This is a genomic window from Halogranum roseipondis (assembly GCF_059695585.1).
In genome coordinates this window covers 2,538,503-2,559,195 of the sequence record NZ_CM185235.1, presented here as the reverse complement: position 1 = coordinate 2,559,195, position 20,693 = coordinate 2,538,503, and the positions used below count along the sequence as shown (strand labels likewise).

Below are 20,693 nucleotides of genomic sequence, written 5' to 3'. Positions count from 1 at the left end.
GGAGCGGCGTCGTGTGATCGGCGTCGACTCGTTTCGTTCTGGGACGTCGACCCGACTCTCGTCAGTCGGTCGGAGTCGCTGTCGCGTACCGGCCGAACGGTCGTTCGACGTCACCCGTCTCGGACACGAACTCATTGTCGACGGCGACTCTCGGCGCGTGGAAAAGTCCACGGGCCAACCGGAAACGGATGTCGCTCCCACCGAACGAACTGGCTGCTTCCGTGGACGCCGCTCGCGGTCGAACGGCGGCAGAAGAGGATGACAGCGTCGCGGGGACCGTGGTTGACAGTGTCTGTGGTCGGCCGGGTCGTTACTTGTACTCCGTGATCGTCAGGTCGTAGGAGCCGCTGCCCGAGTACGAGTCGACGTCGACCTGCATCGCCGTCGAGTCGTCGGGGTTGTCGATGGTGATCGACTCTTGGCTGTTCGTGGTGTAGGAGGCGTAGTCGTAGTTGCTCGGCGACGCGTTCGTCGTCGTCCCCGTGTTGACGTAGAGGTCGAAGTCGGCGTCGCTCGGACCGTCGAGTTCGACGACGACCTTGCTCGGCCCGCTGTAGCTCCACGAGTACGAGTAGTCGTCGTAGTCGTAGGAACTGGAGAGCGACCCCGAGGCCGTGGCGGTCGTCGAGTCACCCGACCCGCCGTCGCCACCGTCGCCACCGTCACCGCTGCCCGGTTCGGTACCGACCGCGTTCGCGGCGTCGACGCGACCGCTCCCCTGTTTGTCGCTGGAGAGTCCGACGTCGACGGCAGTCGCCTTGAGATGGTCGCGGAGTTCGGTGTTCGTCAGGTCCCACTGAGCGAGTGCGAGTCCGGCGACGCCGGAGACGACCGGCGTCGCCATCGACGTCCCCGAGAGCTGTTCGTAGGAGCCGCGGGCCTCGGTCGTCGTCGCGAGGACGTTCGTCCCGGGTGCGGCGAGTTCGACGGAACTGCCGTACTGCGAGTAGGAGGCGAGCGTCTCGTCGGGATCGAGCGCCGAGACGGCGAGACACTCGCTGTACGCGGCGGGGTACGAGACGCTGCTGGAGCCGTCGTTGCCCGCGGCGGCGACGACGAGCGCGCCGTTGTTCGTCGCGTAGGAGACGGCGTTCTTCATCGTACTGGTGTACCCCCCGCCGCCGAGCGAGAGGTTGATGACGTCGGCACCCTGGTCTGCGGCCCACTCGATGGCGTCGGCGATGTCGGCGGTCGACCCGCTGCCGCCCTCGTCGAGCGCGCGCCCGTTGATCAGCGAGGAGTTGCTGATGCCCGCGGTTCCGGTGCTGTTGTCGGTGACGCCGCCCGCGATCCCCGAGACGTGCGTCCCGTGGTACTCATCGGAGGGAACGTCCGGATACGGGTCGCTGTCGTCGTCGGCGAAGTCGTAGCCGGGGTTCGACGCGAAGTTCCCCGAGAGGTCCGGGTGGTCGTACTGTGCACCGGTGTCGACGACTGCGACGGTGACCGACGAAGAGCCGAGCGTCGTATCCCACGCCGTGTCGGCGTTTACCTGCTGCGGCGCGTACTGGTCACCGAAGCGCGGGTCGTTCGGCGTCAACAACGTCTGGTGCGTCGCGTTCTGCTCGGCGTACTTGACGCGGTCTTTCTTGGTGACGGCGTCGATGAAGTTCTCGCGGGCGGTGTCGGACGCCTGCGAGGGGAACTTCACGGCGACGTAGCTCAGCGTCTTGTTCTCGTGGACGATCCGCGCGTTGCCGGGGACCGCGCTCTCGACGACGTCCGAGGGACTGTCCCGTCCCTGTGCGACGCCGACGAGGATCTCGTCTTCTTTCGGGCCGGGGTTCCGACCGGGCGTCGCCGACGCGACGCCACCGAACGCGCCGGCGAGGCCGAGCGCGCTCGTCGCCTGAAGGAACCGCCTTCGCTTCACATGTGGGGTGCCATCTTCTGACATGATGCGACCTGTACTGCAGACCGTCTACATTTATATTTTTTCTTTCTTTCTTGGATATAATATTTCACATTATCTGAGCCGATTTCTGAAACGTAGGGGGCAGATGCGCGATCGATCGGTGTGAAATCAGCAACGATATTGGTCCCCACCGACTTTCGACGGTATGGACGTGCTGGACGGTCGTTCCGACGACGCCCGTGGCCACCGCGAAGGGGTGGCGCTGTTCGTCGACGGGCCGAACATCCTCCGAGACGAGTTCGACGTCGACCTTGACGACGTGCGCGAGGCTGCGAAGGAGGCGGGCCGACTCGTGGCCATCCGCCTCTACGTCGACGAACACGCCACGCCCGGCCTGATCCAGGCGGCCGAAGCCCGTGGCTACGAGGTCGTCGTGACGAGCGGGGACGTCGACGTGAAACTCGCCGTCGACGCGACCCGCGTCGCCGTCGAAGGCCGTGCGGAGACGTTCGCCATCGCCTCTCGCGACACCGACTTCAAGCCGGTGCTGGAGGTCGCAAACGCCTACGGAATGCGGACGTTCGCAATCGCACCCGGTACCCACGGTCGGTCGGACGCGCTGCGGAACTCCGCCACCGAGAGCGTCACGCTCGGCGAGTGAGCGTTCAGGAGAGCGGACCGCACTCTATCGTCGTCGAGACAGTCCGTCAGTTACGCTCGTTCTTTAGGGCGGGGGATGTCAACTTACGACAATGAACACTTCCTCGTCGACCCCACGAACGGTCACTCTGCGAAGAACTCGAGGAGCGCCTCCGCGACGCGGACAGGTTCCTCGTGGTGGACCCAGTGGGTCGCGTCCTCACAGCGCAGGAGTCGGCCGTCGTCACACAGGTCGACGCTCTCGCGGGCCATCGACTTCCGGAGGAACCGGTCGCGTTCACCCCAGACGACGAGCGTCGGTACCGTCACTCGCGTCCGTCGCGGCCGGGGGCGACTGCGGACGATAGCCCGATACCAGTTGAGCATCGCACGGAACGCGCCGGGTCGGTTCCACGCCTCCCGATACCGCTCGAAGTCGGCGACGGTGAACGTCCCCGGGAGGCTCGTCCGGCGCATCGTCCGGACGAGCGGCTGCCAGCCGTGGACTCGCGAGACCAGTTCGGGGACGACCGGCAGTTGAAAGAAGAGAACGTACCAACTCCGGAGGCGCTGGTCCCAGTGGCGGCGCATCGTTCGGTCGAACACGTGAGGGTGCGGAACGTTGACGACGCAGAGTTTCTCGACCCGGTCGGGGTGGTGGAGAGCGACCCACCACGCGACCGCCGCCCCCCAGTCGTGGCCGACGAGGTACGCACTCTCTGCACCGAGGGCGTCGACGAGACCGACGACGTCGGCGGCGAGTTCGTCGAGGTGGTAGGCGTCGACGCCGTCGGGTTTGTCGCTGAGGTTGTAGCCGCGCTGGTCGGGGACGACGACGCGGTAGCCTGCGTTCGACAGCGGTCGCAGGAGGTCGTGCCAGCCGTACCAGAACTCGGGGAACCCGTGGAGGAGGACGACGAGCGGCCCGTCTTCCGGTCCGGCCTGGACGGTGTGCAGTCTGACGCCGTTGGTCTCGACGTACACCGACTCGCCCGGCTCTTCGGCCGGATAGCCCTCGGGAGTGGCGGTCTCGACGTTCATCGCTACCAGTGCGCACCCGGCGGTATTAGCGGTTGCGTGCGGTGGCGTCGGACGTCGGTCGCGGAGGCTACGCGATGCGGACGACCGCCTCGGTGAGCCAGCAGTCGGCGAACTTCCCTGCTGGCTGACGGGCGAGGCGGAACTCGTAGACGGTCTCGTGGCCGTCGGCGTCGACGACGGTCACCTCCTGGCGGGCGTCGTCGCCGTACCGTTCGACGGGAGTCGTCCCGACGCGGTCGAAGTCGACGAGCGGTGCGTAGCGCTCGTTCCTGAGGACCTTCGAGAAGCGAGCAAACGGACCGACCACGCGCCGGACGGCGGGTGAGGCGAAGACGAACGCGGTCTCGATGCCGCTGTCGGGATACGGGTCGTCGTTGGCGCGGAGGGCGTCGAGTTGGAGTTCGACCACCGTTTCGGGCGAGAGCGACGGCGTCGGGCGGGGCAACCCGTGGTTGACGTACTGTTCGTTCACGTACTGTGGTACGTCGTGGCAGGGCATATACTTGTTTCCCCTGCTCGGCAGTTACGCACTACCTACCGTCAATCTTCGTCGGAAGCAGTGACGCACTCGGCTCAGTCGCGGCCGTTGGTCGCCGCCGTCATCGTCCAGACGGCCGTCAGACCGAGCACGAGCGCCGGGAGCATCGGGAGCGCGAGGAACGCCGCGACGTACGGGATGCCGAACGACGCCGGGATGCCCGGAAAGAGGTAGATGCTCCCGGGGACGACGAGAAACGAGAGGACGACGACGGCGACGAGCAGCCACCCCTGTCGGCCGAACCCGCCTTCGGCCGCCGACGCGTCGCTGGCCGGTTCCTCGGGGCCGTCGGGGCGGTGGACGTAGCCGCCGTCAGTTCTCCCGTCGCGGTCGGTCTCAGAGCTCACTATCGGGGATTACGACCACTTTACCAAAGCCCTCACGGTTCTCGATCATCTCGTGGGCGCGGTCGGCCTCGCTCATCGGTACCGTCTCGCGGATGCGGGGTTCGAAGGTGCCGTCCCAGACGAGTTCGAGCACGTCGTCGACCTGTCCGGGCGTCGCCATCGTCGACCCGATGACCGACAGCTGGTTCCAGAAGATGCGGTTGAGACCCGCATCGGGGTTCGGTCCGGTCGTCGCGCCGCAGGTGACGACGCGACCGCCCTTCGCGAGACTCTTCAGCGAGTCCTGGTACGTCGCCTCGCCGACGTGGTCGACGACGACGTCGACGCCGCGCTTGCCGGTCAGCTCTTTGATCTCCTCGGCGAAGTCGTCGTCTTCGTAGTTGATGACGTGATCCGCGCCGCAGTCGCGGGCGTACTCGAGTTTCTCCTCGGTCGAGGCCGTCGCGAACACCTCCGCGCCGGCGTAGTCGGCGATCTGGACCGCGGCGTGACCGACGCCGCCCGAGGCACCGAGCACGAGCACCTTCTCGCCGGCCTCGAGCTCGGCGCGATCGATCAGCATCCGCCAGGCGGTCTGGAAGACGAGCGACGCCGACCCCGCGATCTCCCAGTCGACGTGGTCCGGCACCGGGACGAGATTGTCTTCCGGGACGGTCGCCTGCTCGGCGTGGACGCCGCGGACGTGTTCGCCGATGATGTGGAAGCGGACACAGAGCGACGGATCGCCGTCGCGACAGAACTCACACTGTCCGCAGGCGACGCCGGCGCTGACCGCGACGTGGTCGCCCTCCTCGAAGCGGGTGACGTCCTCGCCGACGGCCTCGACGACGCCCGCGGCGTCGCTGCCGGGGATGTGCGGCATGTCGAGGTCGACGCCCGGCAGCCCCTTCCGCGTCCAGATGTCGAGGTGGTTCAACGCGCCGGCCTTGACGTCGACGAGTACCTCGTCGCGGTCCGGTTCGGGGTCGTCGAACTCGTCGTAAGTCAACACGTCGCGGTCGCCGTGCTCCGAGAACTGAACAGCCTTCATCGTGGTTCGTGCGACCATCCGGAGATGTAAAACTGTGAGCTTTCGTGGACTGTCTTGCTCATAGTTCGTCACCTGTCGAAAGTGCGGAGCGGAAGTGAACGACGTGGTGATTTTTCCGCTCACGTTGCGAAGCGGCAGTCATGAGCGAGGACCCGCTCCGCGGACGCGACGAGCACGAACTGGACGGCGACCACGAACAGGACGATCACACCCACGAGGACGCCGACGCTCACGACGACGACGCCCACGGGGACGACCACGGCCACGCCCACGGGGACGACCACGGCAAGACGCACGACGAGGAACACGGCCACCACCACCACGACGTCGACACCGTCCGGTACGCCGTCGTCACCATCTCTTCCTCCCGGTCGCTCGACGACGATCCCGCCGGCGACGCCATCGAGGCCGCCGTCGAGGCCAACGACGACGACGTCACGGTGCGCAACCTCCTGCCCGACGACTACGACAAGGTGCAGGGCGAGGTGCACAACCTGGTCGGCCGCGACGACGTCGACGTCGTCGTCACGGCGGGCGGGACGGGCGTCACGCCCGACGACGTCACCGTCGAAGCGGCGGAACCGCTGTTCGAGAAGACGCTCCCGGGATTCGGGGAACTCTTCCGCCGACTCTCCTACGACGAGATCGGGACGCGCGTCGTCGGGACGCGGGCGGTCGGCGGCGTCGTCGACGGGGTCACGGTGTTCTGTCTGCCCGGCAGCGAGAACGCGGCGCGACTGGGTGCCGAGGAGATCATCGTCCCCGAAGGGAGCCATCTGGTCGGGTTGGCACAGCGCGACGAGGACGAGTCGGACGGCGAGAGCGACGTGAGTAACGGCGACGAGGAGTAGTTCGAGGGCTCGCCCGATTCGACAGCAATCCTTGTCGTGTCGCGTCCCTTTATCAGCCTCGACCGCAACTCCCGAGCATGAGCAATCAGCAGCCGCCCGAGCGGGAGGAGGAAGACCCCTTCGCGGGCGAGAAGGACCCGCGACTCCGCAGTTCGGAAGTGACACAGGGTGCAGAGCGCGCTCCCCACCGCGCGATGTTCCGCGCGATGGGGTTCGACGACGAGGACCTCTCCTCGCCGATGGTCGGCATCGCCAACCCCGCCGCCGACATCACGCCGTGTAACGTCCACCTCGACGACGTCGCGCAGGCGGCCATCGACGGCGTCGACGACAACGGCGGGATGCCGATCGAGTTCGGTACCATCACCATCTCCGACGCCATCTCGATGGGGACCGAGGGGATGAAGGCCTCGCTCATCTCGCGGGAGGTCATCGCCGACTCCGTCGAACTCGTCGCCTTCGGCGAGCGGATGGACGCACTCGTCACGGTCGCCGGCTGTGACAAGAATTTGCCAGGCATGATGATGGCCGCCATCCGGACGGACCTCCCCTCCGTCTTCCTCTACGGCGGTTCTATCATGCCCGGCCAACACGAGGGTCGCGACGTGACCGTCCAGAACGTCTTCGAGGGCGTCGGCACCTACGCGGAGGGGAAGATGAGCGCCGACGAACTCGACGACCTGGAGCGACACGCCTGCCCCGGTGCGGGCTCCTGCGGCGGGATGTTCACCGCGAACACGATGGCCTCCATCTCCGAGGCGCTCGGCCTCGCACCACTGGGCTCCGCCTCTCCGCCCGCCGAGTCCGAAGAACGCTACGACGTGGCCCGCCGCGCCGGCGAGGCCGTCCTCGAAGCCGTCGAGAACGACCTGCGCCCCTCGGACATCCTGACGAAGGAGTCCTTCGAGAACGCCATCGCCATCCAGGTCGCCATCGGCGGGTCGACGAACGCCGTCCTCCACCTGCTCGCGCTCGCCGCCGAAGCCGACATCGACCTCTCCATCGAGGAGTTCGACAAGATCTCCCGCCGGACGCCGAAGATCGCGAACCTCCAGCCCGGCGGCACGAAGGTGATGAACGACCTCCACGAGGAGGGCGGGCTCCCGGTCGTCGTCCGTCGACTGGTCGACGCCGGCCTGTTCCACGGTGACGCGATGACGGTCACCGGCCGCACGATCAGCGAGGAGCTCGAACAGCTCGACCTGCCCGACGACGAGGACGTCTCGGGCGAGTTCATCTACACCGTCGACGACCCGTACCAGGAAGAGGGGGCGATCAAGATCCTCACCGGCAACCTCGCACCCGACGGTGCCGTGCTGAAAGTGACTGGCGACGACGCGTTCCACCACACCGGCCCCGCCCGCGTCTTCGAGGGCGAGGAGGACGCGATGCGCTACGTCCAGGAGGGCCACATCGAGTCGGGCGACGTCATCTGTATCCGCAACGAGGGACCGAAAGGCGGTCCCGGAATGCGCGAGATGTTAGGCGTCACCGCCGCCGTCGTCGGTCAGGGTCACGAGGACGACGTGGCGCTGCTGACCGACGGGCGGTTCTCCGGTGCGACCCGCGGGCCGATGGTCGGCCACGTCGCGCCCGAGGCGGCCGTCGGCGGTCCCATCGCCCTGCTCGAAGACGGCGACGAGGTGACCGTCGACATCCCGGAACGCGAACTGTCGGTCGACCTCTCCGAGGAGGAACTCGACGCACGGAGAGACGACTGGGAGCCGCGTGACCCGCCGTACACGTCCGGCGTCCTCGCGAAGTACGCGAACGACTTCGGCTCCGCCGCCAACGGCGCGGTGACGAACCCCGGCGCGAAGCAGCGAGACTGAACTGCGGTCTTTTTCATCCAGGCCTTCGCGGCGTCGCCGCGAAGACACGTTTTGCGAGGGCGCGAGCGGAGCGAGCAACGGCTGACAGAGAGAGTCGACGGCGTCCTGCACGGTTCGGAGCCAGAGCACTAATCCGTCTGACGGCGAAGGAGTAACTAGATGAGTTCAAGTCGTCCTGGTTCTCCGCTTGAACAACAGCTCAAACGTCTCTCGTCTGTCGAGTCGCTCGGCGACCTCTCGGAGCGACAGTGGAAGGTCCTGAAGTTCATCCTCGTCTTGGTCGCGATCATCCTCGTCTACACCCTCGTCTATCAGGCCGGGATGGCCCGATTCGAGGGTGAAGAACGGTCGTTCGTTCGGTCGCTCCAGACCGTCATCAACACGTTGACTACCACGGGATACGGGGGTAGCGCCCCGTGGCTATCGGACGCAATGAATGCGTTGCTCATCTGGTATCAGATCTCCGGCGTCATCATGGGTTTCGTCACCCTCCGCATCCTCATCATCCCGCTGTTCGAGCGTGCGCCGGTTATCCTCGACGAGCGGTTGACCGCCAAGGACGGCCACGTCGTCGTCTGTGAGTACGGACGCGGCAAGGACGTCCTGCTCGACGAACTGCAGGAGTCCGACGTCGAGTACGTCCTCGTCGACTCCGACGAGGAGGAGGCGCTGGAACTCTCGAACCGCGACTACCAGGTGATCGACGGTGACCCGACGAGGACCGAGACGCTGCAGCGGGCGTCGGTCGAAGACGCCGGACTCGTCGTCGTCGACGCCCGAAACCGGAACGCGAGCATCGTGCTCACCGCCCGCCAGCTGAACGAGGACGCGCGCATCGTCTGTCTCACGGAGACGCCACACCGACGCGAGGCACTCGAGCGAGTCGGCGCGGACCGCGTCGTCTGTCTCCCGGCGCTCATCGGACAGCGACTGGCCGAGAAGGCCTCGGTCACGTTCGACTCCGAGACCGCGCCGGACGTGATCGGCGACGGCCCCGTCGTCCGCGAGTTGCTCGTCCGCCGCGGCGGCCCGCTGCACGGTGAGTCGGTGGGGAAGACCGCCATCGCCTCGAACCCGGAGCTGACGGTCGTCGCCGCCTGGATCGACGGCGAGCTCCGACTGCCGCCACGCGAGCAGGACGTGCTCACGTCCAACGCGACGCTCGTCGTCGTCGGCCCCGAGGAGGCGTTCGACGCGATACGGACGCAGGTGACGGGGATCCGGTCGCCACGCACGCACTCGAACGTCGTCGTCGCCGGTCTCGGCGAGGCGGGTCGGTCGGTGGTCGACAGCCTCCCCGAGGAGGTGGACGTGACGACGCTCGACGTCGACGAGTCGACCGACGCGGACGTCGTCGGCGACGCCAGCGAGACGGCGGTGCTCTCGGAGGCCGGCGTCGAGGACGCGACGGCACTCGTCGTCGCCGTCGACGACGACGACACGGCGCTGTTGACGGCTGCCGTCGGGCGCTCGATGACCGACGACATCGAGATCCTGACGCGGATGACCGAAGACGAGAACGTCTCGAAGGCGTTCGACGCGGGCGCGGACTACGCGCTCTCCGAACAGCGGACGACCGCCCGGATGATCGCGAGCGAGCTCTACCGGGACCGCATCTTCCACCCGATCGGGCAGGTCCGGTTCGTAGAGTTCGACGGCAAGCCGTTCGTGGGGCGAACGCTCGGCGACGAGAGTCAGCGACTCGAACGGGGCGTCGTCCTCGTCGGCCTCCGACGCGACGGCGCGTTCTACACCGCCGCCGACACCGACATCTCGGCGGGCGACACCATCGTCGTCGCCGGCACCGACGAACGACTGCGAGAACTCGAACACGAGATGCAGTAGCGGGGAGGATGCTTCGCTCGGAATCGACTCTGTTCGGTCACGAGAAAGTGAGATCGCGAAGACTCGCACCGCTCGTCTCCGTGTTCCGTTTCGTTCCGCAAAAGTGGGACCGCCGAGATTCGAACTCAGGTCCTACCGACCCCATCGGCAGAGGATACCACTACCCTACGGTCCCGCTATGTCTGCTGTTTTTCCGCATTACAGGCGACGGTCGACTGTCGTTTAACACCTTCGCTTCAGTCGCGTGCGCGAGAGTGGGTGTCATCCTCCGAGCGGGCTCAGACCAGCACGCGTTCGAGACGGACGACCTCACCGCTGTCGGCGTCGGGATCACCGACGAGCCTGCCGAGACAGACGACGGCGGCGTCGGGGGTGTAACAGGCGACGAGCGCGTCGCGGGCAGCGTCGTCCTCGACGTCGATGACGCCGGGGGCGTAGACCTGCGCGCCGTGGGCGACCTGCTCGGCCGCACTCGGGGCGATCGTCACGCTCGGCAGGTGTGTCAGACTCCGCTCCGCGGGCGCGACGACCTCGCGCAGCGGCCCCTCGTCGCCTTCGTCGGCGAACGCGAGCGCGTCGGCGAAGTCGTGGAGCGTCACGAGGTCGGTGTCGTCGAACGGGTCGGTCCGCGTCCGGCGGAGGTGGCCCATGTGGCCGCCGGTGCCGAGCGCCAGTCCGATGTCGTGACAGAGCTTTCGGACGTAGGTGCCGCTCTCGCAGCCGATCCGGAGCAGCACCTTCCGGTCGCGGACTTCGAGCACGTCCAGATCGTAGACCGTCCGGGTCCGGAGTCGCCGGGAGACGGCGCTCTTGCGCGGCGGTTTCTGATACAGCTCGCCCTCGAACTCGGCGACGACGGATTCGAGGTCCGTCGGTGCGGGCCCGTGGAGTTCGAGCACGGCGACGTACTCCTTCGCTCCTTCGAGGAAGACCTGCGCGAGTCGAGTGGCGTCGCCGAGGAGGATCGGGAGACAGCCGGTCACCTTGGGGTCGAGCGTGCCCGCGTGGGCGGCCTGCTCGACGCCGGCGAGGTCGCGGACCCACCCGGAGACCTGGTGGGCCGAGGGACCCGGTGGCTTGTCGAGGTTCAGGACCCCGAAGTGCAGCAGTTCGTCGACGTCGCGGTCCGCGGGCGGGCCTCGCATGGTCAGAAGTCGTAGACGACGCCCTCGACGGGTGCCTTCCCCTCGTCGGTGTCGGGGTCGTAGGAGTCGATGGCCATCGTGAGCATTCCGAGGACGCCCTCGGGACTCCAGCGGGCCGTGTTGTAGACGATGTCGTAGATGCCACGGTCGCCGATCTCGATGTTGTAGTACTCCATGTAGCGTTTGGCCTCGCTCATCTCGCGGCGTTTGGTCTCCTCGCGGGCGACCTCGACGTCCTTGCCCTCCCGGTCGGCGATGCGCTCGGCGCGGATGTTGATCGGCGCGTCGAGCCAGATGCGGATGTCGGCCTCGTCGGCCGCCAGCCAACCGGCGAGTCGCGACTCCAGCAGCACGTCGTCGCGCTCCCGGGCGATCTCGTAGAGTCGTCGGTCGAGATCACGGTCGATCTGGTCGTCCTCCTCGGCGAGTTCGTTGAACTCGACCGGAGAGTAACCGCGCTCGGCGGCGAGTTCGCGGAAGATGTCGCCACCGCTGATATGTTCGAGTCCGAACGCTTCGGCCAGTCCGGCCGCAGTCGTGCTCTTCCCACTTCCCGGCGGGCCAGAGACGGTCAGTAACATACCGACATTCTGTCGGTGCTCCTCAAAACGGTTGCCGTTACGGACGCGCGTGTCGTGTGCGGACGAACCACGCACAAACCGGACCGCTCCGTGGCAGTAGAGGCGTTTGCAACGGAAACCCGCTCTCGACGAGCGGCGCCGAGTAGTGACGACCCGTGGTCGACGACGGAGAGAGTCGGAAAGAAGAACCGCGGAGGGAGTTAGCTCGTCGACGGCGTCGTGCTGATGTTCAGCCCCTTGCGGATGATCTGGGTGAACGCCATCGAGCAGAGGAAGTACCAGATGATCCACGTCTGGATGGGACCGAGCACCTTGTCGGTCCACGCGACCTCACCCGCGAACGGGAGGATGAGGTTCTGTAGTTCCACGTGGACCGGGTTGCCGCCGATGCCGATGGCCCAGTACATCCACAGGAACACCGGGATGGTGAGGAACATGATCCACACCATCGGGCGGAACTGCTCTTTGAACATCCCCATCTGGTCGCCCATCGCCTCCATCTGCTCCTCCTGGATGGCTTCGAGCGCAGCGTCGTCACCGCGTTCCTGGGCGTCCTTCCGGCGCTGCTGGATGTCCTTCATCCGCTCTTGGTACGCGCCCATCTTCTCCATGTTCATCAGGTTCGCCTGCAGGAGCGTCGAGTACAGCCCTGTACCGAGCGCGAGCACCATCACGACGGCGTAGAACGGCAGCAGTTCGGCTAGCGGACCGAGCAGGACGTCCATCGCGCCGCCGATGACGTCGCGGACGCTCTTGACCGAGTAGCCGAGAAAGAGCCCGACCGTCACGAGGGCCGCACCCTTGTCGTACTTCGACCACGTCGTCCCCTCGACGTCGTCGACGCCGGACGAACTCGTCGCGCTCGCAGCACTCGCCGTCGAGTCGTCGCTCTCGAGCGCGTTGCGGGTCGCCTCGGGGTCGGCCAGCGCGAACCCCTCGTCGCCGTCGACGAGGACGCCCTTCTCGATGAGTCGACCCCACTGTCCGCTCGAGATGTCGTCTTTCACGTCGACCCACTTGACCTCGCCGTCCTCCGAGCGGGCGAGGACGGTTTCGATGGCCCCTCGCATCTCCGGATCGTTGGAGACGAGCGACCGAACCTTCGATTCGATACGTGCCATTACCTCTCCGTTGGCAACCACCGTTTATCAAGCTTTTACTCTGCGATTCCGCCCATGGCGCTTCGAGACAGAGGTTGGCTCTCCTCAGCGACGACACGGAGCGTGCGGCAACGACGCCGACAGAGTCGCTTCGAACACCGTTCTGTCGTCGACTGTTCCGACGGAAGACTGTCGCCTTCGGACTCTCTTTTCGGTACGACACTCTGTTTTGTCGGTCACTTATCTCGGACTGTTTCGCGAGCCGGCTCCCAGAAGGTGACTGTTAATCGAGTGACTGCGTCCCCGTCGGTCACGAGACGGGGCAGACAGTCCGCCGAAACCGATACTCGCTCCGAATCGGACTGTCGACAGACACGTCCTATTCCTCGTATTAATTTAGTTTGTAGATTGAGATGAGTAACTAAGCGGTAATTCGTCGATACTCTCTCGTCGGGAATCCCCCGGCTGACGTACCAATGGTAAGCAAACACACAAGACAGCTACTCGTCGTGTTCGTCGTCGCAACCATCGCCCTCAGCGGTCTCGCGGGGGTCGCAGCGGCACACGACAAGTACGACAAGCACGACAGAGACAAAGATAAAGACAAGAAGAACGACGCCGAGCAACGGCAGCAGAGTTTCGCGAGTGCGTGGGCGAAACAGGTCGGCTACAAGAACGACCTCGATCAGACGCAGAAGAGCGCACAGGCGCAACTCCTCCGGCAGCAGGGCAAGTACAACAAGGCTGACCAGTACCAGCAGAACGCCCAAGCGCAGTGGGCCGCGCAGTACGGCAAGCACAACGACGCCGACCAGAAGCAGTCGAACAGCCAGTCCCAGCAGGCCACTCAGAAGGGCAAGTACAACGACGTCGACCAGACGCAGAAGAGCGCACAGGTGCAACTCGCCCAGCAGGACGGCAAGCACAACGACGTCGACCAGAAGCAGTCCAACAGTCAGTCCCAGCAATCCAGCCAGACGGGCTACAAGAACTCCGCCAGCCAGACGCAGTCCAGCAGCCAGACGCAGGTCGCCGTCCAGGGCTGAGCCTCACAGACTCGCCTCTCCGCTCCGATCGGTCGCCGACCGCCCTCTCCCCGGTATCCGAGCGACGCAGTCGGACCGATCTGGAGGGGGACGACTCTCTCGTATTTTCGCACTCGTCTCGTCGCCGCCGAGCCTCGACTGCTCGTCTCCGTCGAGCGTGACGCCCTCACGACAGCAGTCGCTCACGAGCGCTGTGACCGGAGGGGAGATCGACTCCCCGATTAGTGAAGGACGGCTCTTCTTGACCGACCGTCTCGCCTAGCTACGCAGTTCCGAGGCGAGGCGGTCGAACACGTCGTCCGGGGTACCCTCACCTTCGATCTCGACGAGCGTCCCCTCCTCGCGGTAGTGTTCGACGACGGGTTCGGTGTTCTCGTGGTAGACGCGGAGCCGTTCGCGGACGGTCTCCTCGGTGTCGTCGTCACGCTGGGTGAGTTCCGCACCGCACTCGTCGCAGACGCCCTCCTCCTCGGGCTGGTCGAACTCGACGTGGTAGGTCGCACCACAGTCCGGACAGACGCGACGGCCGGTGAGTCGACGGACGAGCTCCTCCTCGTCGACGTCGAGGTAGAACACGTAGTCGAGGTCCGTCACGCTGTCGAGATACTCGACCTGCGACAGGTTCCGCGGGTAGCCGTCGAGCACGTAGCCGTCGGCGTCCTCGAGCGCCGTCTCGACGATCTCGTTGACGACGGGGTCGGGGACGAGTTCGCCCTCGTCCATGTACGAAGCGGGCGTCCCGTGTTCGGTCTCCATGTGCTTGTTCTCCCGAAGCGCGTCACCCGTCGTGACGTGTTCGAGGTCGAACTCGGCGGCGAGTCGCTTGCTCTGCGTCCCTTTGCCTGCACCCGGCGGTCCGAGCAGGAGCACGTGTTCGTCGCTCATACGTTACCCGTCCCGCTCCGGGGTTAAAATCTTGTAGAAACACGCGGGTTTGTCGTGGACTCCACGCGTCGCACGCAGCGGCCGACAATCAGGAACTCCTTTCCGGTTTCTCGCCGGGAGACCGTTCGGTGAGGGCGCTCGTTCGGCACGGTCGCTTTTGGTTACGGCAACATCGTCTGCTACCCGTGACGGAGAGCGACAGTTTCAACTCCGGGCTTCTCCTCGCCCGAGATAGCTGCCATGGTGGACGACGTACTTCGGTCGCCCCGAGACGCCGAACTGGTCGAGTCGGTCGCGAGCTACTGGGTCTCTCTCGACCGCGGATGGCGAGCGACGGCGCTCGGTCTCACGGTCGTCGCGGTTCACGCGCTGCTGCAGGTCGCCTGATGGCGAGGACCACCCTGGGTGAGGTCGCCCCCGGCGTGGCGGTGTTGGCGGTGCTGGCCGTCGCCGCACACGTCCTCGCCGGTGTGACTCCGGGAGTGAGCGCCCTCATCGTCGCCGTCGCGCTCGGCGCGCTCGTCGCCAACGCCGTCGGCACCCCCGACTGGGCGTCCGACGGTGTCGCGACGGGATCGCTGTTTCTCGAGGTCGGGATCGTCCTCCTCGGCGCGAGCGTGTCGCTCGCCGAGATCCGCGCGTCGGGACCGCTGGTCGTGTTGCTCGTCGTCCTCACTGTGGGCGCCGGCGTCGTCGGCGTCGAACTGCTCGCGCGGCGGGGGTTCGGACTCCGAGACAAGATGGCGTCGTTGCTGGCGGCGGGGTCGAGCATCTGCGGCGTCTCGGCGGCCGCGGCCGTCGCCGGCACCATCGACGCCGACGGCGACCAACTGACGCACGTCGTCGCGACCGTCTTGCTCTTCGACGCGGCGACGCTCCTCGTCTTCCCCGTCGCCGGCGACCTGCTCGCGCTGTCCGGCAAGCAGTTCGGCGTCTGGGCCGGACTGAGCATGTTCTCGACCGGCCCGGTCGCCGCCGCCGGGTTCGCGCACTCCCCGGTGGCCGGTCGCTGGGCGACGGTGACGAAGCTCACCCGCAACTCGCTTCTGGGCGTCGTCGCCGTCGGCTACGCGGCCCGGTACGCCACGGACGAGGGGACGTCGGACACGAAGCTCCGACAGATCTGGACGGAGTTCCCGAAGTTCCTCGTCGGCTTCCTCGTCGTCGCCGCCGTCGCCAACACCGGCGCGCTCTCGTCGGCGACGCTGGCCTCCATCGACACCGTCGCCGACTGGCTCTTCACGCTCGCGTTCGTCGGTCTCGGCTTCGACATCCAGCTGGCGAAGATGCGCGACACGGGACTGACGCCGGTGCTCGTCGTCCTCGTCCATCTCCTCGGGGTGAGCGCACTCACGCTCGTCGCCGTGACGACGCTGTTCTGACGCCGAGATCGGGGGCGTCGTCGGCAACTCGGAGTCGTCGCCGCGACGTCGCCCTCGTCGCCCCGCTTTTTATCCCCGCCCGCGTAGCCGGAGGCATGACGAGATTCGAAGCCGACACGCCGGCCGAACGTCGGAAGCTGTTCGCCGACGGCATCGTCGCCCACCGCAACCGCAGCAGCGCCTACCTCACGATCGAAGCCGACCCCGACCCGGAGCTCGACGGCACCGACGACGACGGCGACCCGCTGCCGACCGCGTGGGTCCAGTTCTCGGAGCAGACGTTCAACCTCGACGTCACCGACGACGAGTTGGACCGACTGAAGGCGATGCTCGAGGAGTTCCCCGAGTTCCGCATCGACCAGCTGGAGAGCCCCGAGACCGCCGAGGGGACGAACGTCCGCGTCTCCGCCCGCTCGGACGCCAACCGCCTCGCAGGGTTCGTCGACCGGCTGTTCCAGGAGGTCTACGGTCGAGACGAGCACTATCGCGCGTGGGTCGTCGCGCTCTGAGAGCGTCACGAACGTTCGTTATGTTGGTCGGCGCGAGGGGAACGAACTAAGCCCGACGCCGCCAAAGCGACTCGTATGAATCTGGTACGAGGAACGACACAGACGTGTCTAAACCGTGCGTTCGTCGCGTCCTGCCCGTCCGGGGGTGGCGTCCATGGTTAGATCGCTCTTCGACGCACCGCTCGTCCCCGTCGCCAACGAGGACGACGCCATCGCGACGTGTACGGCGACGTTGCCGCACGTCGCGGACGCCGGGGGACGGATGCTCGTCGTCCACGTCGTCGAGAAGGCCGGCGGCGCGCCCGACAAGGCGTCGGTCGAACAGCGAGAGGAACTGGCGGAAGAGCTGTTCGAGGAAGTGCGCGACCGGGCCGCCGAGGCCGGCGTCGACGTCGAGACGCGACTGCTGTACGGAACCGACGTCGGCGAGACGATCCTCGACGCCGCACGCGACGAGGACGCCAGCGCCATCGTGTTCACGCCACGGGAGGGCAAGAAGTGGTGGGACATCTTCGGCCACGAGGCGCGCGACACGCTCGTCGACGACAGCGACCGACCGGTCGTCGTGCTGCCGGGTGCTGACGAATGAGTGACGACTGTTCTCCGCCACTCCGGGCGGTCACCACGAGAGGTGACTCGCGATGAGTGACGAAGAACTCGCCAAAGACCTCGGCCCCCTCGCCGCGTTGACCATCGGCGTCGGGACGATGATCGGGGCCGGTATCTTCGTCCTCCCCGGTGTCGCCGTCGCGGAGGCGGGACCGCTCGCGGCCGGTGCGTTCGTCCTCGGCGGGGCGATCGCGCTCATGACCGCGCTCTCGGCGAGCGAGTTGGGGACGGCGATGCCCAAATCTGGTGGCGCGTACTACTACATCAACCACGCGCTCGGGCCGCTTTTCGGTTCGGTCGCGGGCTGGGCCAACTGGCTCGGGCTCGCGTTCGCCTCGGCGTTCTACATGTTCGGCTTCGGTCAGTACGTGACACAGTTCGCACCGGTACCCGGCGTACTCGGTCTCTCGCCAGCGAAGGTCGTCGCACTCGCAGGTGCGGCGCTGTTCATCGGCATCAACTACGTCGGTGCGAAAGAGACCGGGAAGCTCCAGAACGTCATCGTCATCACGCTGGTCGCTATCCTCGGCGTGTTCACCTTCGTCGGTGCGCTGAACGCCAACCTCGAGACGCTCCGACCGTTCACGCCGTACGGGACCGACCCACTTCTGCCCGTGACGGGGCTCATCTTCGTCTCCTATCTCGGTTTCGTCCAGATCACCTCCGTCGCAGAGGAGATCAAAGACCCCGGACGCAACCTCCCGCGGGCGGTCATCGGCAGCGTCCTCATCGTGACGACGATCTATGCGCTCGTCCTCCTCGTCGTGCTCGCGGCCGTCGACAACAGCGTCGTCGCCAACAACGACACCGCCGTCGTCGACGTCGCCCGCATCCTCCTCGGACCGGTGGGCGCAGTCGCACTCCTCTTCGGCGGACTGCTCGCCACTGCGTCGAGCGCGAACGCCTCGATCCTCGCCTCTTCGCGCATCAACTTCGCGATGGGCCGGGACAAGATCGTCACGCCCGAACTCAACGAGATCCACCCCCGGTTCGGCACGCCGTACCGCTCGATCGCGTTGACCGGTGCGTTCATCCTCGCGTTCATCGTCTTCGGCGATCTGCAGCTGCTCTCGAACACGGGGAGTGCGCTCCACCTCGTCATCTACGGACTGCTGAACGTCGCGCTCATCGTGATGCGCGTGGCCGACCCCGAAGACTACCAGCCCGACTACACGATCCCGTTCTACCCCGTGTTGCCGATCCTCGGGGCGATCATCTCCTTCGCGCTCGTCGCGTACATCGACCCGTTCGTCATCGGTATCACTGCCGTCCTCGCCGGATTCGCGGTGCTCTGGTACCTGTTCTACGCCCGCGGGAAGACGGAGAAGCAGGGGATCCTCGGACAGTACGTCCTCTCGCGACGGGAGAAGATGCCTGACTCGGCCGTCTCGGCGGCCTCGTCGGTGCAACCCGACGGCGGGAAGTACCGCGTGATGGTGCCGCTGGCCAACCCCGAGAGCGAGAAGGACCTCATCACGCTCGCCAGCGCCGTCGCCAAGCAGCGTAGCGGGACGGTCGTCGCGGTCAACATCGAGCAGGTGCCGGACCAGACCGCCCTCTCGGCCGCCCGCGACCAGGGCGACCACGAGGCGGCCCACCGGATCCTCGAACAGGCCCGGGCGGACGCTGAGACGTTCGACGTGCCGGTCGAGACGCACACCATCCTCTCACACCGGTCGTTCGAGGAGGTGTTCGACGCTGCCCGCACCTACGAGGCCGACATGACTGTCATGGGTTGGGGGCCCGACTCCCACGGGTCGCCCGGCCGCGCGGAGACGGCCATCGACGAACTCGCCCACGACCTGCCGTGTGACTTCCTCGTGTTGAAGGACCGCGGCTTCGACGCCAGCGAGATCCTCCTCCCGACGGCGGGCGGTCCGGACTCGGATCTCTCGGCCGCCGTCGCGAAGATCCTCCAGGACGAGTACGGCGCTCGCGTGACGCTGCTGCACGTCGCCGACGACAAGGAGGAGGGGATGGCGTTCCTCGAGACGTGGGCCGCCGAGCGCGATCTCGACGACGCCACGCTCGTCGTCGACACCGGCGACGTCGAGAAGTCGATCGAACGCCACGCCGCCGAGGCGTCGATGCTCGTCATCGGCGCGACCGAACGCGGCCTGCTCTCGCGGCTCGTCGGCGGGGCACTCGTCCTCGACGTGCTCTACGACGTCGACTGCTCGGTGCTGCTCGCCGAGAAGAAACGCGAACGGAGCCTGCGGGACCGACTGTTCGGGTCGCGCTGAGCCGGTCTTGGAGTCAGTCTAACAACACTTTTCTCGTCACTCTCACTCTCTTCGGGCGAACGTCTATGCCCTCCACTCCCTCGTTCACAGCAATCCGCACTCTCTTCTGGGGCCAGCCCCGAGACCGGCGACGCCACTGGTGGCTGTTCGTCGGCTGGTACGTGCTCGCGATGCTCGCGCTGTTCGCGCTGTTCTTCCTCTTCGACCGAGTACTCGCGCCGGTCGTCGGCGAAGGGGTCGGCGACTACCTGTACTCGCCCGTCCTCCCGGTGGCACTGTTCTACTCGCCGCCGTTCGTCTCGGTAGCCAGTGCGTACCGCGACGGCGGACTGGCGACCAGTCTCGTCGTCGGCGTCGCTCCGTCGCTTGTGTTCGGCGCAGTCGTCAGTCTCGACGTCGCCGTTCGGTTTCTCGTCACCGGCGAGTACGTCACCCGAGGGGACGCCCCGCTGTGGGGACTGATGCTCATGTTCGGACTGCTCGGACTGGCCGGGTCGCTCGCGGGGTTCGTCGTCGGGACGGTCGGCCGCGTCGCTGTCCGGCGAGTCATGTCACGGTGACGGCGGGAGAAAACATATATCGAATCACGGAGACGTCCGTCCCGTATGCCCTCCTCGTTCACCCGCAGAGCACTGCTCGCGTCGGTCTCCGGCACAGTCGCTGGCGGTCTCGCCGGCTGTACGGCGACGTCGCCCGCGGGTACGGCCGACGGCGACACGCCTTCCGCCGACCCGTCCGACACCTCCCTCACCGCCGACTCTCGCTCGTCCTCGCCGTCGACGCGGACCCGGACGCGCACGCCGATGCCGGACGTCCTCCACTCGACGTTCTACGTCGAGAACCACGAGCAAACGGACCACTGCGTCACGCTCTCCGTGACCCACGCCGAGACCGGCGAGTCGGTGGTGGACGGGACGTGGGAAGTCGACGCCGACCAGGCGCTGGAGTTCGCGCACGTCGCCACTCGCGACGCGAGCGACGACGTGCGCGACGCCTACGAGGTCCGCGCCGAACTGGAGACGGGACAGACGCTCTCGGAGACGTGGGAACTGCGGTCGTGTCCGCCCGAGTACGGCTACGACCGCGACGGTGCGGTGGTGCTGAAGGAGGGCGAGCTCTCGCTGTGGGCCAACGCGTGCGACGCCATCGCCGTCGGCTACGAACTGCCAGTCGTCGTCGACCCGCAGGAAGGCTGCGACTGAGCCGACCGTCCGG

The 20,693-nt window shown here is 66.6% G+C and carries 21 protein-coding genes and 1 tRNA gene; 12 read left to right on the top strand and 10 right to left on the bottom strand.

Annotated features, from left to right (window positions below; all coding sequences use genetic code 11):
• Positions 1-310 precede the first annotated feature (310 nt).
• Positions 311-1,897 (bottom strand): S8 family serine peptidase, encoded by a 1,587-nt coding sequence (locus EOHIBHHM_RS13380; protein ID WP_497251369.1) that lies wholly within the window; start codon positions 1,895-1,897, stop codon positions 311-313.
• A gap of 163 nt (positions 1,898-2,060) precedes the next feature.
• On the opposite strand from EOHIBHHM_RS13380, the gene EOHIBHHM_RS13375 reads away from it, so the two are divergent.
• On the top strand, positions 2,061-2,516 hold the full coding sequence (locus EOHIBHHM_RS13375; RefSeq protein ID WP_497251367.1) for an NYN domain-containing protein: 456 nt from the start codon (positions 2,061-2,063) through the stop codon (positions 2,514-2,516).
• 122 nt (positions 2,517-2,638) lie between these two features.
• On the opposite strand, the gene EOHIBHHM_RS13370 is transcribed toward EOHIBHHM_RS13375, so the two are convergent.
• The 4 genes from EOHIBHHM_RS13370 to EOHIBHHM_RS13355 all read right to left on the bottom strand — a co-directional run bounded on the left by EOHIBHHM_RS13370 (position 2,639) and on the right by EOHIBHHM_RS13355 (position 5,450).
• Positions 2,639-3,535, bottom strand: a complete 897-nt coding sequence (locus EOHIBHHM_RS13370) for an alpha/beta fold hydrolase (RefSeq protein ID WP_497251365.1) — start codon at positions 3,533-3,535, stop codon at positions 2,639-2,641.
• A 67-nt stretch (positions 3,536-3,602) separates the two neighbouring features.
• The gene (locus EOHIBHHM_RS13365; protein WP_497251363.1) at positions 3,603-4,007 is read right to left on the bottom strand and encodes a DUF4864 domain-containing protein; all 405 of its coding nucleotides are present in this window, start codon (positions 4,005-4,007) and stop codon (positions 3,603-3,605) included.
• 101 nt (positions 4,008-4,108) lie between these two features.
• Complete coding sequence (locus EOHIBHHM_RS13360) at positions 4,109-4,420, bottom strand: DUF7977 family protein (protein ID WP_497251361.1); 312 nt, start codon at positions 4,418-4,420, stop codon at positions 4,109-4,111.
• On the bottom strand, positions 4,410-5,450 hold the full coding sequence (locus EOHIBHHM_RS13355; RefSeq protein ID WP_497251359.1) for a zinc-binding dehydrogenase: 1,041 nt from the start codon (positions 5,448-5,450) through the stop codon (positions 4,410-4,412). The genes EOHIBHHM_RS13360 and EOHIBHHM_RS13355 overlap by 11 nt, the downstream gene beginning before the upstream one ends.
• Before the next feature lie 140 nt (positions 5,451-5,590).
• On the opposite strand from EOHIBHHM_RS13355, the gene EOHIBHHM_RS13350 reads away from it, so the two are divergent.
• The 3 genes from EOHIBHHM_RS13350 (at position 5,591) to EOHIBHHM_RS13340 (ending at position 9,978) form a co-directional block, all read left to right on the top strand.
• Positions 5,591-6,301, top strand: a complete 711-nt coding sequence (locus EOHIBHHM_RS13350) for a MogA/MoaB family molybdenum cofactor biosynthesis protein (RefSeq protein ID WP_497251358.1) — start codon at positions 5,591-5,593, stop codon at positions 6,299-6,301.
• 77 nt (positions 6,302-6,378) lie between these two features.
• Positions 6,379-8,133, top strand: coding sequence for a dihydroxy-acid dehydratase (gene ilvD / locus EOHIBHHM_RS13345; RefSeq protein ID WP_497251356.1), 1,755 nt, complete (start codon positions 6,379-6,381; stop codon positions 8,131-8,133).
• Between the two features lie 159 nt (positions 8,134-8,292).
• Positions 8,293-9,978, top strand: coding sequence for a potassium channel family protein (locus tag EOHIBHHM_RS13340; protein WP_497251354.1), 1,686 nt, complete (start codon positions 8,293-8,295; stop codon positions 9,976-9,978).
• 104 nt (positions 9,979-10,082) lie between these two features.
• Here EOHIBHHM_RS13340 and EOHIBHHM_RS13335 read toward each other — a convergent pair.
• The 4 genes from EOHIBHHM_RS13335 to EOHIBHHM_RS13320 all read right to left on the bottom strand — a co-directional run bounded on the left by EOHIBHHM_RS13335 (position 10,083) and on the right by EOHIBHHM_RS13320 (position 12,825).
• A tRNA-Pro gene (locus tag EOHIBHHM_RS13335) sits at positions 10,083-10,153 on the bottom strand.
• 103 nt (positions 10,154-10,256) lie between these two features.
• Positions 10,257-11,123: an RNA-guided pseudouridylation complex pseudouridine synthase subunit Cbf5 gene (locus EOHIBHHM_RS13330; protein WP_497251352.1), complete on the bottom strand. Its 867-nt coding sequence runs from the start codon at positions 11,121-11,123 to the stop codon at positions 10,257-10,259.
• A 2-nt stretch (positions 11,124-11,125) separates the two neighbouring features.
• A complete protein-coding gene (gene cmk / locus EOHIBHHM_RS13325; RefSeq protein WP_497251350.1) occupies positions 11,126-11,704 on the bottom strand; it encodes a (d)CMP kinase in 579 nt (192 codons plus the stop codon).
• A gap of 200 nt (positions 11,705-11,904) precedes the next feature.
• Positions 11,905-12,825, bottom strand: a complete 921-nt coding sequence (locus EOHIBHHM_RS13320) for a DUF106 domain-containing protein (RefSeq protein ID WP_497251348.1) — start codon at positions 12,823-12,825, stop codon at positions 11,905-11,907.
• Between the two features lie 455 nt (positions 12,826-13,280).
• Between EOHIBHHM_RS13320 and EOHIBHHM_RS13315 the strand changes: the two genes are divergently transcribed.
• Positions 13,281-13,850 (top strand): hypothetical protein, encoded by a 570-nt coding sequence (locus tag EOHIBHHM_RS13315; RefSeq protein ID WP_497251346.1) that lies wholly within the window; start codon positions 13,281-13,283, stop codon positions 13,848-13,850.
• Positions 13,851-14,108: 258 nt separating this feature from the next.
• Here EOHIBHHM_RS13315 and EOHIBHHM_RS13310 read toward each other — a convergent pair whose 3' ends face one another.
• Positions 14,109-14,735, bottom strand: a complete 627-nt coding sequence (locus EOHIBHHM_RS13310) for an adenylate kinase (RefSeq protein ID WP_497251344.1) — start codon at positions 14,733-14,735, stop codon at positions 14,109-14,111.
• 240 nt (positions 14,736-14,975) lie between these two features.
• Between EOHIBHHM_RS13310 and EOHIBHHM_RS13305 the strand changes: the two genes are divergently transcribed.
• From EOHIBHHM_RS13305 to EOHIBHHM_RS13275, 7 genes are all read left to right on the top strand, one after another.
• Positions 14,976-15,122: a hypothetical protein gene (locus EOHIBHHM_RS13305; RefSeq protein WP_497251342.1), complete on the top strand. Its 147-nt coding sequence runs from the start codon at positions 14,976-14,978 to the stop codon at positions 15,120-15,122.
• The gene (locus EOHIBHHM_RS13300; protein ID WP_497251340.1) at positions 15,122-16,117 is read left to right on the top strand and encodes a YeiH family protein; all 996 of its coding nucleotides are present in this window, start codon (positions 15,122-15,124) and stop codon (positions 16,115-16,117) included. The genes EOHIBHHM_RS13305 and EOHIBHHM_RS13300 overlap by 1 nt, the downstream gene beginning before the upstream one ends.
• Before the next feature lie 95 nt (positions 16,118-16,212).
• A complete protein-coding gene (locus EOHIBHHM_RS13295) occupies positions 16,213-16,626 on the top strand; it encodes a DUF7975 family protein (protein ID WP_497251338.1) in 414 nt (137 codons plus the stop codon).
• 145 nt (positions 16,627-16,771) lie between these two features.
• Complete coding sequence (locus EOHIBHHM_RS13290) at positions 16,772-17,215, top strand: universal stress protein (RefSeq protein ID WP_497251336.1); 444 nt, start codon at positions 16,772-16,774, stop codon at positions 17,213-17,215.
• A 52-nt stretch (positions 17,216-17,267) separates the two neighbouring features.
• Positions 17,268-19,478 carry an amino acid permease gene (locus EOHIBHHM_RS13285; RefSeq protein ID WP_497251334.1) on the top strand — a complete coding sequence of 737 codons (2,211 nt, stop codon included), beginning with the start codon at positions 17,268-17,270 and terminating at the stop codon, positions 19,476-19,478.
• A 65-nt stretch (positions 19,479-19,543) separates the two neighbouring features.
• Complete coding sequence (locus EOHIBHHM_RS13280) at positions 19,544-20,038, top strand: hypothetical protein (RefSeq protein ID WP_497251332.1); 495 nt, start codon at positions 19,544-19,546, stop codon at positions 20,036-20,038.
• A 45-nt stretch (positions 20,039-20,083) separates the two neighbouring features.
• The gene (locus EOHIBHHM_RS13275) at positions 20,084-20,680 is read left to right on the top strand and encodes a hypothetical protein (protein ID WP_497251330.1); all 597 of its coding nucleotides are present in this window, start codon (positions 20,084-20,086) and stop codon (positions 20,678-20,680) included.
• The last annotated feature ends 13 nt before the right edge of the window (positions 20,681-20,693 follow it).

Excerpts from the sequence above, each read along its gene's own strand:
- EOHIBHHM_RS13380 (WP_497251369.1), bottom strand. The coding sequence starts at position 1,897 with ATGTCAGAAGATGGCACCCCACATGTGAAGCGAAGGCGGTTCCTTCAG.
- EOHIBHHM_RS13375 (WP_497251367.1), top strand. The coding sequence starts at position 2,061 with ATGGACGTGCTGGACGGTCGTTCCGACGACGCCCGTGGCCACCGCGAA.
- EOHIBHHM_RS13370 (WP_497251365.1), bottom strand. The coding sequence starts at position 3,535 with ATGAACGTCGAGACCGCCACTCCCGAGGGCTATCCGGCCGAAGAGCCG.
- EOHIBHHM_RS13355 (WP_497251359.1), bottom strand. The coding sequence starts at position 5,450 with ATGAAGGCTGTTCAGTTCTCGGAGCACGGCGACCGCGACGTGTTGACT.
- EOHIBHHM_RS13350 (WP_497251358.1), top strand. The coding sequence starts at position 5,591 with ATGAGCGAGGACCCGCTCCGCGGACGCGACGAGCACGAACTGGACGGC.
- ilvD (WP_497251356.1), top strand. The coding sequence starts at position 6,379 with ATGAGCAATCAGCAGCCGCCCGAGCGGGAGGAGGAAGACCCCTTCGCG.
- EOHIBHHM_RS13340 (WP_497251354.1), top strand. The coding sequence starts at position 8,293 with ATGAGTTCAAGTCGTCCTGGTTCTCCGCTTGAACAACAGCTCAAACGT.
- EOHIBHHM_RS13330 (WP_497251352.1), bottom strand. The coding sequence starts at position 11,123 with ATGCGAGGCCCGCCCGCGGACCGCGACGTCGACGAACTGCTGCACTTC.
- cmk (WP_497251350.1), bottom strand. The coding sequence starts at position 11,704 with ATGTTACTGACCGTCTCTGGCCCGCCGGGAAGTGGGAAGAGCACGACT.
- EOHIBHHM_RS13320 (WP_497251348.1), bottom strand. The coding sequence starts at position 12,825 with ATGGCACGTATCGAATCGAAGGTTCGGTCGCTCGTCTCCAACGATCCG.
- EOHIBHHM_RS13315 (WP_497251346.1), top strand. The coding sequence starts at position 13,281 with ATGGTAAGCAAACACACAAGACAGCTACTCGTCGTGTTCGTCGTCGCA.
- EOHIBHHM_RS13310 (WP_497251344.1), bottom strand. The coding sequence starts at position 14,735 with ATGAGCGACGAACACGTGCTCCTGCTCGGACCGCCGGGTGCAGGCAAA.
- EOHIBHHM_RS13305 (WP_497251342.1), top strand. The coding sequence starts at position 14,976 with ATGGTGGACGACGTACTTCGGTCGCCCCGAGACGCCGAACTGGTCGAG.
- EOHIBHHM_RS13300 (WP_497251340.1), top strand. The coding sequence starts at position 15,122 with ATGGCGAGGACCACCCTGGGTGAGGTCGCCCCCGGCGTGGCGGTGTTG.
- EOHIBHHM_RS13295 (WP_497251338.1), top strand. The coding sequence starts at position 16,213 with ATGACGAGATTCGAAGCCGACACGCCGGCCGAACGTCGGAAGCTGTTC.
- EOHIBHHM_RS13285 (WP_497251334.1), top strand. The coding sequence starts at position 17,268 with ATGAGTGACGAAGAACTCGCCAAAGACCTCGGCCCCCTCGCCGCGTTG.
- EOHIBHHM_RS13280 (WP_497251332.1), top strand. The coding sequence starts at position 19,544 with ATGCCCTCCACTCCCTCGTTCACAGCAATCCGCACTCTCTTCTGGGGC.
- EOHIBHHM_RS13275 (WP_497251330.1), top strand. The coding sequence starts at position 20,084 with ATGCCCTCCTCGTTCACCCGCAGAGCACTGCTCGCGTCGGTCTCCGGC.